Below are 13,942 nucleotides of genomic sequence, written 5' to 3' on the forward strand. Positions count from 1 at the left end.
AATTATAATGAGCCGCATGCCGCGTATCTCGACTGCTTCTCCGCGCGCCTCGCGCAACACCCGTAACGGGCCTTCCCCCCTGCAGACGCGCTTGTCCGCGTTGCTGCGCGAAGCCCGCTGGATCCTCTTCGCCGCCCTGGCGGCCTGGCTGACGCTGGTGCTGGCCACCTGGAACGCGGCCGACCCCGGCTGGTCGCATTCCGTCCCCGCCGGCGCCATCCACAACAAGGGCGGGACCCTGGGCGCCTATCTGGCGGACATCCTGCTCTATCTGTTCGGCTTTTCCGCCTGGTGGTGGGTGATCCTGCTGCTGCACCGGGTGCGCGCGGGCTACCGCCGCCTGGCCAGCCATCTTCGCGTTACCAATAGTAAGCAGCCGGAAGTGTTGCCCCGTGTCCACTGGGAAGAGGGCATCGGTTTCTTCCTGTTGCTGGTGGGGTCGCTGGGCATGGAAGCCCTGCGCCTGGCCAGCCGCGGCACGCATCTGCCCGGCGCCTCCGAGAACACCAGCGGCGCGGGCGGCGTGATCGGCCAGACGCTGGCCGACCTGATCGGCCGCAGCATCGGCTTCACCGGCAGCACGCTGGCTTTCCTGGTCATGCTGGCCATCGGCCTGAGCCTGTTCTTCTCGTTTTCCTGGCTGTCCATCGCTGAACGCGTGGGCTCGTGGCTGGAAGGCCTGGTGCGCCGCGTGCGCGATTTCTACGCCGCCCGCGAAGACCGCAAGGTCGGCGAGGTCGCCAAGGCCGTGCGCACCGAACAGGTCGTGGCCAAGCAGGAAAAGCTGGTCCACGAGCAGCCGGTGCGGATCGAACCCGCGATTACCGTGGTACCCAAGTCCGAACGGGTCGAAAAGGAAAAGCAGCAATCGCTGTTCTTCGCGCCCTCGGGCGGCGCCGAAGGCGACCTGCCGGCGATCAGCCTGCTGGATCCGCCCCTGACCAACCAGGAAACGGTGTCGGCCGAAACCATCGAATTCACCTCGCGCCTGATCGAAAAGAAGCTGGCCGACTTCGGCGTGTCGGTCACCGTGGTGGCGGCGCAGGCCGGCCCGGTCATTACGCGCTACGAGATCGAGCCCGCCACGGGCGTGAAGGGCAGCCAGATCGTCAACCTGGCCAAGGACCTGGCGCGCGCGCTCAGCCTGGTCAGCATCCGGGTGGTGGAAACCATTCCGGGCAAGAACCTGATGGGGCTGGAATTGCCCAACCCGCGCCGCCAGATGGTGCGCCTGTCCGAGATCCTGGGCTCGCAAACCTATCACGCCAGCCATTCCGTCGTGACGATGGCGCTGGGCAAGGACATCGCCGGCAACCCGGTGGTGGCCGACTTGGCCAAGATGCCCCACCTGCTGGTGGCGGGCACCACCGGTTCGGGCAAGTCCGTGGGGATCAACGCCATGATCCTGTCGCTGCTGTACAAGGCGGACGCGTCCCACACCCGGCTGATCCTGATCGATCCGAAGATGCTCGAAATGAGCGTCTACGAAGGCATTCCGCACCTGCTGGCGCCGGTGGTCACGGACATGCGCCAGGCCTCCAACGCGCTGAACTGGTGCGTGGGCGAAATGGAAAAACGCTACCGCCTGATGAGCAAGATGGGCGTGCGCAACCTGGCGGGCTACAACACCAAGATACGCGACGCCATCAAGCGCGAGGAACCCATTCCGAATCCGTTCTCGCTGACCCCGGACGCGCCGGAGCCGCTGTCGCCGCTGCCCACCATCGTGGTGGTCATCGACGAACTTGCCGACCTGATGATGGTGGTGGGCAAGAAGATCGAAGAGCTGATCGCCCGCCTGGCGCAGAAGGCGCGCGCCGCCGGCATCCACCTCATCCTGGCCACGCAGCGTCCCAGCGTGGACGTCATCACCGGCCTGATCAAGGCCAACATCCCGACGCGCATCGCCTTCCAGGTGTCGTCCAAGATCGACTCGCGCACCATTTTGGATCAGATGGGCGCCGAAACCCTGCTGGGCCAGGGCGACATGCTTTACATGCCGCCAGGCACCGGCCTGCCGGTGCGTGTGCACGGCGCGTTCTGCAGCGATGACGAAGTGCATCGCGTGGTGGAAAGCCTCAAGGCGCAGGGCGAACCCAACTACATCGAAGGCCTGCTGGAAGGCGGCCTGGATGGGGACGCGGGCGAAGGCGCCAGCAGCGTCACCGGCATCGGCGGCGACGCCGAATCCGACCCGATGTACGACCAGGCTTGCGAGGTGGTGCTCAAGCACCGCCGCGCGTCCATCTCGCTGGTGCAGCGCCACCTGCGCATTGGTTACAACCGTGCGGCCCGGTTACTGGAGCAGATGGAGCAATCGGGTATGGTGTCGGCGATGCAGTCCAATGGCAACCGCGAGATCCTTGTTCCCGCGGCCGCTGCCGCCCGAGAGGAAGCTTGATGAAGATGTTCCGTCGACTGGCCGCCATGGCGGCCCTGAGCCTGGCGCCCGCCATGGTGTTCGCCGCCAGCGCGCAGGAGCAGCTGCGCGCTTTCGTGGCTACCGTGACCGCGGCCACGGGCTCGTTTTCGCAATACACGGTGAACAACCAGGGCCGCACGCAGCCCGCCCAGACCGGCGTGTTCTCGTTCCAGCGTCCCGGCAAGTTCAAGTGGGCGGTGCAGAAGCCTTATGAACAGCTGGTGGTGTCGGACGGCCGCCAGGTGTTCCAGTTCGATCCGGACCTGGCCCAGGTGACCGAGCGCAAGGTCGATGCCGCCATCGGCACCTCGCCTGCCGCCATCCTGTTCGGCTCGGGTTCGCTGGAGCAGTCGTTCGACGTTTCGGCCCTGCCGTCCAAGGACGGGATCGATTGGCTGCGCGCCAAGCCGCGCACCGCCGATGCGGGCTTTTCGCGCGTGGACATCGGCATGAAGGACAATCTGCCGGTGCGCGTGGAGCTGCTGGATTCGTTTGGACAAACCACCCGCGTGGACCTGTCCGGCATTGCCGCCAACCCGCAGCTGCCGGCCAAGGAATTCCAGTTCGTCGCGCCGAAGGGTGTGGATGTAGTGAAGATGTGATGGAAAAAGCCTGGCAACGCCAGGCTTTTTCTTATGTGGCGTCCGCTTAAGGACGTTTGTACGCGATGCAGTCGACCTCGACTTTTGCGTCCACCACCAACGACGACTGCACGCAGGCCCGGGCCGGCGGATTCTCGCCGAAGTATTCCTTGAACACCTTGTTGAACGACGCGAAATCGCGCGCGTCGTCCAGCCATACGCCGCAGCGCACGACGTGTTCGGGGCCGTAGCCGGCTTCCTTCAGGATGGCGAGCACCTGCTGGATGGCCTTGTGCGACTGGGTCACGATGCCGCCTTCGACGACTTCGCCGTTGTCCATCGGCACCTGGCCGGACACGTGCAGCCAGCCGTCGGCCGCGACCGCGCGGGCGAAGGGCATGTGCGAGCCGCCCTGGCCCGTACCGCCGGCGACGCCGTAGCGGGTGATGCCGTTGCTGTCGGCGGTGGGAGCATTGCTCATGGTTCTCTCCTTGAAATGAATGGCCGGTTTTGCGCCGGGTTTTCGCCCGTTGCTTACTGGAAGTTCTTGCGCAGGTCGCCGCTGCGCGGCAGCCAGCGGCCGGCGCGGTCGCCGGTGGCCTCGCCCTGGCGGTAGGACAGCGCGCCATTGACCCAGACCGCCTCGATGCCGGCGGCGGTCTGCACCGGCGCGGCGAAGGTGGCGCGGTCGATGACCGTGGCCGGATCGAACAGCACCAGGTCCGCGTGGTAGCCCTCGCGCACCAGGCCGCGCTCGGCCAGGCCGAAGCGGGCCGCGGACAGGCCCGTCATCTTGTGCACGGCCTCGGTCAGCGGGAACAGCCCCACATCGCGGCTGTAGTGGCCCAGCACGCGCGGGAACGCGCCCCAGAGCCGCGGGTGCGGCATGGGGTCGTTGGGCAGGCCGTCGGAACCCACCATGGTGAGCCGGTGCGACAGCACGCGGCGCACGTCGTCTTCATGCATGTTGCGGTACACGGCGCCGGATGGCTGCAGGCGCGCGGCCGCTTCCAGCAAAGTCACGCCCCAGTCGGCGGCGATGTCGGCCAGCTTGCGGCGGGCCTGCTCCGGATGCGGTACGGACCAGGTGATGTCGATGTCGAACTCGTCCGTGACCTGCTTCAGGTCCAGGGTCGACGAACTGGCGGAATAGGGATAGCAGTCGCAACCCACGTGCTGCAGGCGGCCGGCGGTTTCCAGCGCTGACAGCACTTCTTTCGTGCGGCCCCAGTTGCCGGCGCCGGCGCATTTCAGGTGCGACACCACCACCGGCACGCGGGCATGCTGGCCGATGTCGAAGGCTTCCTGCATGGCCTCCAGGATGGCGGCGAACTCGGAGCGCAGGTGGGTGGTGTAGAGCGCGCCGAATTCATCCAGCGCCTCGGCCAGCAGCTTGACCTCTTCGGTGTCCGCGTCGAAGGCGGAGGCATAGGCCAGGCCGGTGCTCAGGCCAATGGCGCCATGGGCCAGCGCGTCGCGCAGCTGCTCGCGCATGGCCAGCACTTCCTCGCGCGTGGCGGCGCGGTCCAGTCGGTCCATGTGGTTGCTGCGCAGCGCGGTATGGCCGACCAGCGCTGCCACGTTCACGGCGGGCCGCGCGGCTTCGATGGCGCGGGTGTAGTCCGCGAAGGTGGGGTAGCTGAAGTCGGCGCGGGCGCCCAGCAGGTTCATCGGGTCCGGCGGCTCGCCGCGCAGGGCCACGGGCGAGGCGCTGATGCCGCAATTGCCCACCACCACGGTGGTCACGCCCTGGGAAAGCTTGGGCAGCATGTCTGGCGTGCGGATGACGTTGGTGTCGTCATGGGTGTGCACGTCGATGAAACCCGGGGCCAGCGCCAGGCGGGTGCCATCGATGATCTGGCGCGCCGCCGCGCCCGGCAGGTCGCCGATGGCGGCGATGCGGCCGTCGGCCAGCGCCACGCTGGCGCGGTAGGCGGGTTCGCTGGTGCCGTCCAGGACCAGCACATTGCCTATGAGGGTGTCGTACATCTTGTGTTCCAGTTCAATCGCCCAGCGGCAGGCGGTTCGGGCCGCCGCGGTGTTCGTCCAGCGCCAGCTTGATGCGGCGCAGGCGCTCCCGATTTTCTTCCTGGTTCAGCATGGCCAGTTCGGTCGAGAGCAGGTCTATGGCCAGCATCATCGCGTAGCGCGATGCCGAGGGCTTGTAGATGAAGTCGGTTTCGTCGGTGCGGATGGGCAGCACCACGTCGGCCAGTTCGGCCAGGGCGGAGGTCGCGTCGGTGATGGCGACGATGCGCGCCTGGTACTGCTTGACGATGCGGGCCGCGCCCACGATTTCCGGCGTAAGGCCCGAGGCCGACAGGATCAGCACCGCGTCGCGCTCGTCCAGGGTGGCCGCGACCATGCGCAGCAGCACCGCGTCGCTGTACACGGCGATGGGGTAGCCCAGGCGCACCAGGCGCGACTGCACTTCCTGTGCCAGCACGGCCGACGCGCCGCCCATGCCGAAGACGTAGATCATGCGCGCGCCGTCGACGATGCCGGCGGCCGCTTCGAACAGCTGCTCGGTGAAGTTGGGCAGGTGGGCGCGCAGCGTGCTTTCGATGTCGGCGTAGATGCGGGCGTAGAAGGTGCTTTCCTCGGTCGGCGCGCTGGGATCGAGGAAGCGGCTGCCCACCGTGCTGGCCTGGGCCAGCTTGAGCTTCAGGTCGCGGGTATCGTCGCAGCCGACCGTGCGCGCGAAGCGCGAGATGGTGGCGATGCTGACGCCGGCCTTGGCCGCCAGCTGGTCGACGGTGGCGCTGGCGCCCCAGATGATGTCGTCCAGGATGGCGTCGGCGACCTTGCGTTCGGTCACGCTTAGCGAGTCCCGCCGACTGCGTATCTGGAAGACGATGTCGCGGATGATGTTCATGTGGGCTTCCTGGGTCTGTTCTGGACTGGGCGGCTATCAGGCGGCCAGCTCGGCGTCGCCGATGCGCGAACACGCCACATAGTGGCCCGGGCCGACGTTGGCGGCCTGCGCCTCGGTGGTCGCGCAGCTTTCGATGGCGTAGGGGCAGCGGGTGCGGAACACGCAGCCGGAAGGCGGATTGACCGGGCTGGGGATGTCGCCCTTCAACAGGATACGCGAGCGCGGCGCGCGCGGGTCCGGCACCGGCGCGGCGGAGAGCAGCGCGCGGGTATAGGGATGGCGGGGGCGCGCATAGACCTCGCTGGTCGGGCCGCGCTCCATGACGCGGCCCAGGTACATCACCACGACCTCGTCGCACAGGTAGTCCACCACCGCCAGGTCGTGGGCCACGAACAGCATGGTCAGGCCCAGGTCGCGCTGCAGGTCCTGCAGCAGGTTCAGCACCTGCGCCTGCACCGACACGTCCAGCGCGGACACCGGCTCGTCGGCCACGATGAAATCTGGCTCGACCGCCAGCGCGCGGGCGATGCCGATGCGCTGGCGCTGGCCGCCGGAGAACTCGTGCGGATAGCGGCGGCTGTGGTCCGCGTTCAGGCCCACGCGTTCCAGCAGCTCGCCGATGCGGGCCATGCGGCGGTTCTGGGCGAGCTGGTGGGTGTCCAGCGCCTCGCCCAGGATCTCGGCCACCGTCATGCGGGGGTTGAGGCTGGCGTAGGGGTCCTGGAACACGATCTGCATGCGGCGGCGCCAGGGCAGCATCTGCTTTTCGGACAGCTTGGTGATGTCCTGGCCGTCGAACAGGATGCGGCCGGCGGTGGGCGCGAACAGCCGCAGCAGGGCGCGGCCGGTGGTGGTCTTGCCGGAGCCGGATTCACCGACCAGGCCGACGATGGTATTGCGCGGCACGTCGAAGCTGACGCCGTCCACGGCCTTCACCATCGGGGCGTTGCGCGCCTGCGAAGTGGGGAAGTGGACCTTCAGGTCCTGGATCCGCACCAGCGGCTCTTCGGCGCGGATGGGAATGGGGCTACTCGTCATATCGGATTCACCTTGATGCAGCGCGCGCGGTGGTCGGTCTGCACCGGCAGGAGTTCGGGCACGGCGGCGCGGCAGTCGTCGGCGGCCAGGGGGCAGCGCGGCGCGAAAGTACAGCCGGCCGGCAGCGACAGCACGCTGGGTACGTTGCCCGGAATGGCGCGCAGCCGTTCGCCGGAGGCCAGCAGGGCGGCCGTGGGGATGCAGGACAGCAGGCCGCGGGTGTAGGGGTGCGTGGGATTTTCGAACAGGTCGTAGACGCCGGCGTCCTCGACCACGCGGCCCGCGTACATGACCGCCACGCGATGCGCGATCTCGGCCACCACGCCCAGGTTGTGCGTGATGAACAGGATGCTCATGTTCATCTCGGCTTGCAGCCGCCGCAACAGGTCCAGGATCTGCGCCTGCACGGTCACGTCCAGCGCGGTGGTGGGCTCGTCGGCGATCAGCACGGCGGGGTTGCAGGCCAGGGCCAGCGCGATCATCACGCGCTGGCGCATGCCGCCCGACATCTGGTGCGGGTACTCGTTGATGCGCCGCTCGGCCGCCGGGATTTCCACGCGCTCCAGCATTTCACGGGCGCGCCGCATGGCCGCGTCGTGGGAGCCGCCCTCGTGCTGCAGCACGGCTTCGGCGATCTGGTCGCCCACCGTGTACAGCGGATTCAGGCTGGTCATGGGCTCCTGGAAGATCATGGCGATTTCGGCGCCGCGGATCTTGCGCAGGGTGGCGGGCGCGGCCTGGGCCAGGTCGTGCTGGACGCCTTGGCGGTCGCGGAACAGGATCTTGCCGGCCTCGATGCGGCCCGCCGGCTTGGGCAGCAGGCCCATGATGGACAGGCTGGTCACGGACTTGCCGGAGCCGGACTCGCCGACGATGGCCAGCGTTTCGCCGCGGGCCAGATCGAAGGTCACGCCGTCCACGGATTTGGCGATGCCGTCGCGGCTGTGGAACCAGGTCTTCAACCCTTCCACGGAAAGCACGACGTCTCGGGTGCTTGCGGTCATGATTACAGCTCCTTGCGCAGGCGCGGATCGAGGACGTCGCGCAGGCCGTCGCCGACCAGTTGCAGCGACAGCACGGACAGGACGATGGCGATGCCGGGGAAGATCATGATCCAGTCGGCCGAGCCCATGTACTGCTGCCCGGCGTTGATCATGGTGCCCCAGGTGGGGATGTCGGGCGACACGCCCACGCCCAGGAACGACAGGCCGGCTTCGGCCAGGATCGCGTAGGCGAAGATGAACGTGCCCTGCACCAGGATGGGCGACACCAGGTTGCGCAGCACGTGCACGGTGACGATGCGCCAGGTGGGCACGCCCAGCGCGCGGGCGGCTTCGACGAAGGGCAGCTCGCGGATCACCAGGGTCGAGGCGCGCACGATGCGCGCCAGGCGCGGCGTGTAGACGATGCCCAGCGCGATCACCACGTTGACCAGCGACGGGCCCAGCGCGGCCACCAGCGAGATCGCCAGCAGGATGTCGGGAAAGGCCATCATGGCGTCGATCAAGCGCGACACGAACTTGTCCGCCGTGCGGAAGAAGCCCGCGATCAGACCCAGCGCGATGCCCAGGATGCTGGACACGATCACCACGGAAAAGCCCACCATCAGCGACAGGCGGCCGCCGTGGATGACGCGGCTGAACACGTCGCGGCCGAAGTCATCGGTGCCGAACCAGTGCGCGGCGCCCGGCGCCTTCAGCCGGTTCATGATGGACAGCTTGAACGGATCGTAGGGGCTGATCCAGGGCGCCAGCAGCGCGGCCAGGACCAGCACGACGATCACGATCAGGCTTATCAGTACGGTCTTGCGCGACACCAGCAGGCGCAGGACCTGCCAGCGGTCGGTTCCGGAATTCACGGTAGTCCCGGTTGTCATTTCAATTGCTCCACTTGCGGTGCATCGAATCGGGGCCGCGCGGAGCCGGCTTTGCCGGGCCGCAGGCGGCGCCCCCTTGAGGGGGAAGCGCCACAGGCGCTTCGGGGGTGGGCTTAATCATCAATAACGAACCCGTGGGTCGACCAGCAGGTACAGCAGATCGATGATGAGATTGATCAGGACATAGATGGCCGCGATGATCAGCAGCGCGCCCTGGATGACGGGATAGTCGCGGCGCAGCACGGCCGACACCACCAGGCTGCCCACGCCGGGCAGGCCGAACACGGTTTCGGTCACGACCGCGCCGCTGATCAGCAGCGCGGTGGTCAGGCCCAGCACCGTCAGGATCGGGATCAGCGCATTGCGCACGGCGTGCTTCAGGATCACCTTGCTTTCCGGCAGGCCCTTGGCGCGCGCGGTGCGCACATAGTCGTCGCGCAGCACGTCCAGCATGCTGGCGCGGATGAAGCGCGTGATCAGCGCCGAGTTCACCAGGCCCAGCACCACGGCGGGCAGGATCAGGTGCGACAGGCGGGTCATGAGGGAGGCGTCCGGGCCGCCATAGCCGGCCACGGGCAGCCATCCCAGCTTGACCGAGAACACCTGCATCAGCAGCAACCCCAGCCAGAAGCTGGGTACGCTGGAGGTGAACATCGAGAACGACAGCACCGACTGGTCCAGCGTGGTGCCGCGCTTGACCGCGGACAGGATCCCCACCGGCAGCGCGATGGCGCTGGCGATCAGCAGCGACATGAGCGTCAGCAGGATGGTGGGTTCGGCGCGGTCGGCCAAGGCCGACAGCACCGGCTTGTTCATGAAGATGGATTGGCCGAGGTCGCCCTGGGCCAGCTTGCCCAGCCACGACACGTACTGCACGGCCATCGGCTGATCCAGCCCGAGCTGGGTGCGCAGGGCGGCGATGTCCTGCTGGCTGGCCTGCGGACCCAGCATCACGGCGGCGGGGTCGCCCGGCGTGACGCGGATGATCACGAAGACGATGGTCGCGACGATGAACATCACGGCCACCAGCCCGACCAGCCGGTTTAAGAGATAACGCAACACGATGGATGTCCTAAAAAAGCGTCGTATCGTGGGGAGAGGCGGCGCGCTTGTTGGAAGGGCGCGCTCTGCGGGTCATGCGTTGATGCGTGGAGCGCGGCAGGAGGTCTTGTGTGGCGCCTTTGTGCTGCCGCGCTACGCCATTACTTGGACTTCCAGGCGTTCCAGAAGTAGGGCCACGGCACGGCCTTGGTGCCTTGCAGCGACGGCGAGCGGGCGGCCTGGGCGTTGAAGTCGCCGACCTTGATGAAGGGCACTTCGTCGTACACGGCCTGCTGCACGTCAGCCCAGCGCTTGATGCGTTCTTCCTGGTTGCCAGCCTGGTTGAAGGCGTCCAGCGCCTGGTTGCGGCGCGGGGTGTCCCACCAGCCCGGCGCGTCCTTGGACGGGAAGTCGATCAGGGCAGGTTCCGGCAGGAAGGGGCTGTGCGTAATGAAGATGTCCCACAGCGCCGGATCCTGGCGGCGCTGCGTCAGCGTGGCCCAGTCCACCACCTGCATGTCCACGGTGAAGCCCGCGGCCTTCAGGTATTCGGCGGCCACCAGGGCCATCTTGTAGTGGAACTCGTACTGCTGGCTGGTCAGGATGCGGATCTTGCGGTCCTGCACGTTGGCGCCATCCACCAGCTTCTTGGCGCCGGCGGCGTCGCCCTTGTTGTAGACCTTGCCGCCCAGGGACGTGGCCCAGGGATAGCCCTCGGGATACAGGTCGCCGTTGAGCTTGTAGAAGTTCTTGTCGCCGAAGGCGGCGTACAGCATGTCTTCTTCGTTCAGCGCCAGCTGCACGGCCTGGCGGACGGCCAGGTTCGACATGATGCCCTGCTTGGTGTTGAGCACCAGGCGCGGCCAGCCGAAGGGCTTGAGCATGACGGGGTCGGAGCGGCCGTTCTTGAGCTTGGGCAGCGATTCCACCGGCAGCGAGTCGACGTAGTCGAACTGGCCGGCCACCGCGCTTTCGACGCGGGTGTTGGCGTTGCTGACCGGCACGAAGCGGATCTCGTCCAGGTACTGCTTGCGAGCGCCGCCGAAGCCGTCGGGCTCGCCTTCGCGCTGCTTGTAGCCTTCGAAGCGGACCAGCTGGATGTACTGGTCAGGCACGCGCGCCTTCAGCTGGTAGGGGCCGGTGCCGACGAATTCGGTCAGGGCCGGCGCGATCTTGCCCTTGGGCATGATGACGGCGGCGCTGTTGTTCATGGCCAGCAGCGCGGTCAGGGGCGCATAGGGCTGCTTGAGCGTGATGCGGATGGTGTTGGCGTCCGGCGCTTCGATGCCGGTGATGATCTTGGCGGCCATCTTGCCGCGCGTGGCGGTCTCGGTCCAGCGCTTGAGCGAGGCCAGCACGTCCGACGAGTCCATCTTGGAGCCGTCGTGGAAGGTGATGCCCTGGCGCAGCGGGATCGTGTAGGTCAGCCCGTCGGCCGAGACTTCCGGCAGCTTGTCGGCCAACAGCGGGGTCAGGTTCCACTTGCCGTCGAAGGTGTACAGCGTTTCGAAGAAGTGCTGGGTCAGGATGCCCACCAGGTCGGCCGTGCTGGTCATCGGATCCAGCGTGGGCGGCTCGCCTATGGTGGCAACCGAGATCGTGCCTCCCTTGATCGGCGTGGCACAGAGGGCGGGGGTCGACAATGCGGTCAAGCCAATTGCGCCGGCCAGCAGCAGGCTATTGAGCCCACCGCCTCGCCGGGAGGTACGGAAGTTCATGATTCTCTCTCCAGAGGGTCAAAAACGGGTTTTGCTTGTAGTAATTAGAGGTTTGCGCCGGAATCCCGCGATTCCTCCTGCCCGCCGGGTACCGGCGCGGTGCGGCGGACAGGGCCGTTCAGAAGAAGGTTTCGGCCACGTCGGTGACGCGGTATTGCTCGTCCACCAGCAGCACCTGGCGCCACTTGTCGAAGGTCAGGCAGGGGTGGGAAATATCGAAGGCGATCATGTCGCCGACCTGGATGTCGTCGCCTTCGCCGATCTGCATGAAGGCGTGCTGGTCCATCATCGCGCTCAGCTTCCAGTGGGCAGGAGCCTGGCCCGGCGCGGCGTCGCGGCCGGGGCGGTACAGCGCGGCGGGCGTGGGCAGGCCGGCGTCGAAGGCGGCGTCGCGCTTGCCCATGGCGACGATGGCGCGGCCCGGTTCGGGCAGCGACTGCACGTAGGCCCAGACCTGCAAGGCCGGCTGCAGGCCGGGTTCCATCTTTTGCGCGACCGGATTGTGGGCGTTGATGCGCTCGGCGGCCGAGCGGTAGATGCCGACGTCGTGCGACAGGTAGCAGCCGGGGCGCAGCACGATTTCCAGCGGCGCGCCGATGTCCAGTTGCGAGAATTCCTCGGCCACCACATCGAACCAGGCGGAGCCGGCGCCGGAGATCAGCGCCGGGCCGTTCTTGCGCAGGCGGCCGGCGGCGGCCAGGCCGCGCAGGGCGTCGGCGGCGCGGCGCAGGAAGGCGCGGATGGCGCTTTCTTCCTGCAGCACGCCTTCGTAGACTTCGATGCCGGCCAGGGCCAGGCCGGGCCATTTGCCGATTTCGTCGACCAGCGCCTGCAACTGGGCGTCGTCGCGCACGCCGGTGCGGCCGCCCTGGGGACCCAGTTCGATCAGCACCGGCAGGGTCAGGCCCTGTTCGCCGAAGTAGGCGCCCAGCTGCGCCGCGTTGGCGGGGGAGTCCACGATGCAGAAAAAGGTGAAGGCCGGGTCGCGCAGCAGGCGCGCGATGATGGCCATGTTGGCGCGGCCCACCAACTGGTTGGCCATCAGTATCCGGCGTACGCCATGCTGATAGGCGGCCCGGACCTGCGGCGCGGTCGCCAGCGTGATGCCCCAGGCGCCGCCCGCGATCTGGCGTTGGAACAGCGCCGGGCTCATGGTGGTCTTGCCGTGGGGCGCCAGCTTGACCTTGTACGCTTCCATGAAGCGCTGCATCCATTGCAAGTTGTGGCGCACGCGGGCTTCGTACAGCACCGCCACCGGCAGGCTGACGTCCTCATTGAGCAGGTTCCAGTTCAGCGCCGCCACGCCGGCGGTGGTACAGGATTCCGGAAAGGCGCCCAGGCCTTTGCCGTTCATGTCCAGGGGGGCTGCGGGGAAGGAGGAGTTCGTCATGGGGCGCCTGCTATGGAAAATATTTACGTCAAACCTGATTTTTTTCATTATCCTGAAAAGAATTTACAAGCGGGAGTTAGGAGTTTCCCGTAGTCGGCGCTGGCCGGCGGTTGGCGCGACAATAGGAAAAACCTCCGACACAAGGAAGCGTCATGCTGAAAGTTGCTTTGGGCCAGTTCGCCGTCAGCCGCGTCTGGGAAGAAAACGCCCAGGTCTGCATCGACCTGATGGAACGCGCCCGCGCCGGCGGCGCCGGCCTGCTGGTCTTGCCCGAAGGCATTCTGGCCCGCGACATCACCGATCCGCAGATCGTCCTGAAGGCCGCCCAGCCGCTGGACGGCCCCTTCATGAGCCGCCTGCTGGAAGCCAGCCGCGGTTCGCAACTGGCGACCATGATGTGCGTGCACGTGCCGACCGGGGAAGGGCGGGTCTGGAACACCCTGGTGACGCTGCAAGATGGCAAGATCCTGTCGCAATACCGCAAGCTGCACCTGTACGACGCCTTCAACATGAAGGAATCCACCAACGTCACGCCCGGCGTCGACATCCCGCCGCTGCTGGACATCGGCGGCCTGCGCGTGGGCCTCATGACCTGTTACGACGTGCGCTTCCCCGAACTGGCGCGGCGCCTGGCGCTGGACGGCGCGGACCTGCTGGTGCTGCCGGCCGCCTGGGTGCGCGGTCCGTTGAAGGAAATGCACTGGGAAGTGCTGGTCACGGCGCGCGCGCTGGAGAACACCTGCTATGTGGCGGCCACGGGCGAATGCGGCGAACGCAACATCGGCTGCAGCATGGTGGTGGATCCGCTGGGCGTGGTGACGGCGCGGGCGGGCGAAGCCCCGGCGCTGGTGTTCGCCGATATCGACCCCGAACGCCTGGCGCATGCCCGCAAGGTATTGCCGGTGCTGGCGAACCGGCGCTTCGCGCCGCCGGGACTGGCCTAGGGCCGTGTGGGGGAGGCAGGCCCGCGCCATGGTGTAATGCTGGCTTGAATTACTTGC

General features: G+C 67.2%; 12 protein-coding genes. 3 read left to right on the forward strand and 9 right to left on the reverse strand.

The window, feature by feature from the left end; translation table 11 throughout:
• The first annotated feature begins 16 nt into the window (after nucleotides 1–16).
• Both ACM1PE_RS01855 and lolA read left to right on the forward strand, forming a co-directional pair.
• The gene (locus ACM1PE_RS01855) at nucleotides 17–2,401 is read left to right on the forward strand and encodes a DNA translocase FtsK (RefSeq protein WP_419342459.1); all 2,385 of its coding nucleotides are present in this window, start codon (nucleotides 17–19) and stop codon (nucleotides 2,399–2,401) included.
• Nucleotides 2,401–3,024: an outer membrane lipoprotein chaperone LolA gene (gene lolA / locus ACM1PE_RS01860; protein ID WP_419342460.1), complete on the forward strand. Its 624-nt coding sequence runs from the start codon at nucleotides 2,401–2,403 to the stop codon at nucleotides 3,022–3,024. The genes ACM1PE_RS01855 and lolA overlap by 1 nt, the downstream gene beginning before the upstream one ends.
• Before the next feature lie 46 nt (nucleotides 3,025–3,070).
• On the opposite strand, the gene ACM1PE_RS01865 is transcribed toward lolA, so the two are convergent.
• The 9 genes from ACM1PE_RS01865 to ACM1PE_RS01905 form a co-directional block, all read right to left on the reverse strand.
• Nucleotides 3,071–3,484, reverse strand: coding sequence for a RidA family protein (locus ACM1PE_RS01865; protein WP_118931699.1), 414 nt, complete (start codon nucleotides 3,482–3,484; stop codon nucleotides 3,071–3,073).
• A gap of 53 nt (nucleotides 3,485–3,537) precedes the next feature.
• On the reverse strand, nucleotides 3,538–4,992 hold the full coding sequence (locus tag ACM1PE_RS01870; RefSeq protein ID WP_419342461.1) for an N-acyl-D-amino-acid deacylase family protein: 1,455 nt from the start codon (nucleotides 4,990–4,992) through the stop codon (nucleotides 3,538–3,540).
• 13 nt (nucleotides 4,993–5,005) lie between these two features.
• A complete protein-coding gene (locus ACM1PE_RS01875) occupies nucleotides 5,006–5,878 on the reverse strand; it encodes a MurR/RpiR family transcriptional regulator (RefSeq protein WP_054450103.1) in 873 nt (290 codons plus the stop codon).
• 36 nt (nucleotides 5,879–5,914) lie between these two features.
• Nucleotides 5,915–6,916 (reverse strand): ABC transporter ATP-binding protein, encoded by a 1,002-nt coding sequence (locus ACM1PE_RS01880; RefSeq protein ID WP_059373809.1) that lies wholly within the window; start codon nucleotides 6,914–6,916, stop codon nucleotides 5,915–5,917.
• A complete protein-coding gene (locus tag ACM1PE_RS01885; protein WP_419342462.1) occupies nucleotides 6,913–7,920 on the reverse strand; it encodes an ABC transporter ATP-binding protein in 1,008 nt (335 codons plus the stop codon). Before ACM1PE_RS01885 ends, ACM1PE_RS01880 begins: the two co-directional genes overlap by 4 nt.
• 2 nt (nucleotides 7,921–7,922) lie before the next feature.
• Complete coding sequence (locus tag ACM1PE_RS01890; RefSeq protein WP_059373811.1) at nucleotides 7,923–8,792, reverse strand: ABC transporter permease; 870 nt, start codon at nucleotides 8,790–8,792, stop codon at nucleotides 7,923–7,925.
• A gap of 120 nt (nucleotides 8,793–8,912) precedes the next feature.
• Entirely contained in the window at nucleotides 8,913–9,854 is a 942-nt protein-coding gene (locus ACM1PE_RS01895; RefSeq protein ID WP_059373812.1) for an ABC transporter permease, read from the reverse strand.
• A 140-nt stretch (nucleotides 9,855–9,994) separates the two neighbouring features.
• Nucleotides 9,995–11,551, reverse strand: coding sequence for an ABC transporter substrate-binding protein (locus ACM1PE_RS01900; protein ID WP_059373813.1), 1,557 nt, complete (start codon nucleotides 11,549–11,551; stop codon nucleotides 9,995–9,997).
• Between the two features lie 118 nt (nucleotides 11,552–11,669).
• Nucleotides 11,670–12,941, reverse strand: coding sequence for an amino acid deaminase (locus ACM1PE_RS01905; protein WP_251877662.1), 1,272 nt, complete (start codon nucleotides 12,939–12,941; stop codon nucleotides 11,670–11,672).
• 152 nt (nucleotides 12,942–13,093) lie between these two features.
• On the opposite strand from ACM1PE_RS01905, the gene ACM1PE_RS01910 reads away from it, so the two are divergent.
• The gene (locus ACM1PE_RS01910; RefSeq protein ID WP_082400636.1) at nucleotides 13,094–13,885 is read left to right on the forward strand and encodes a deaminated glutathione amidase; all 792 of its coding nucleotides are present in this window, start codon (nucleotides 13,094–13,096) and stop codon (nucleotides 13,883–13,885) included.
• Nucleotides 13,886–13,942: the final 57 nt, after the last annotated feature.

Source organism: Achromobacter sp. PD1 (assembly GCF_048541815.1).
Classification (GTDB): Bacteria; Pseudomonadota; Gammaproteobacteria; order Burkholderiales; family Burkholderiaceae_B; genus Achromobacter; species Achromobacter bronchisepticus_A.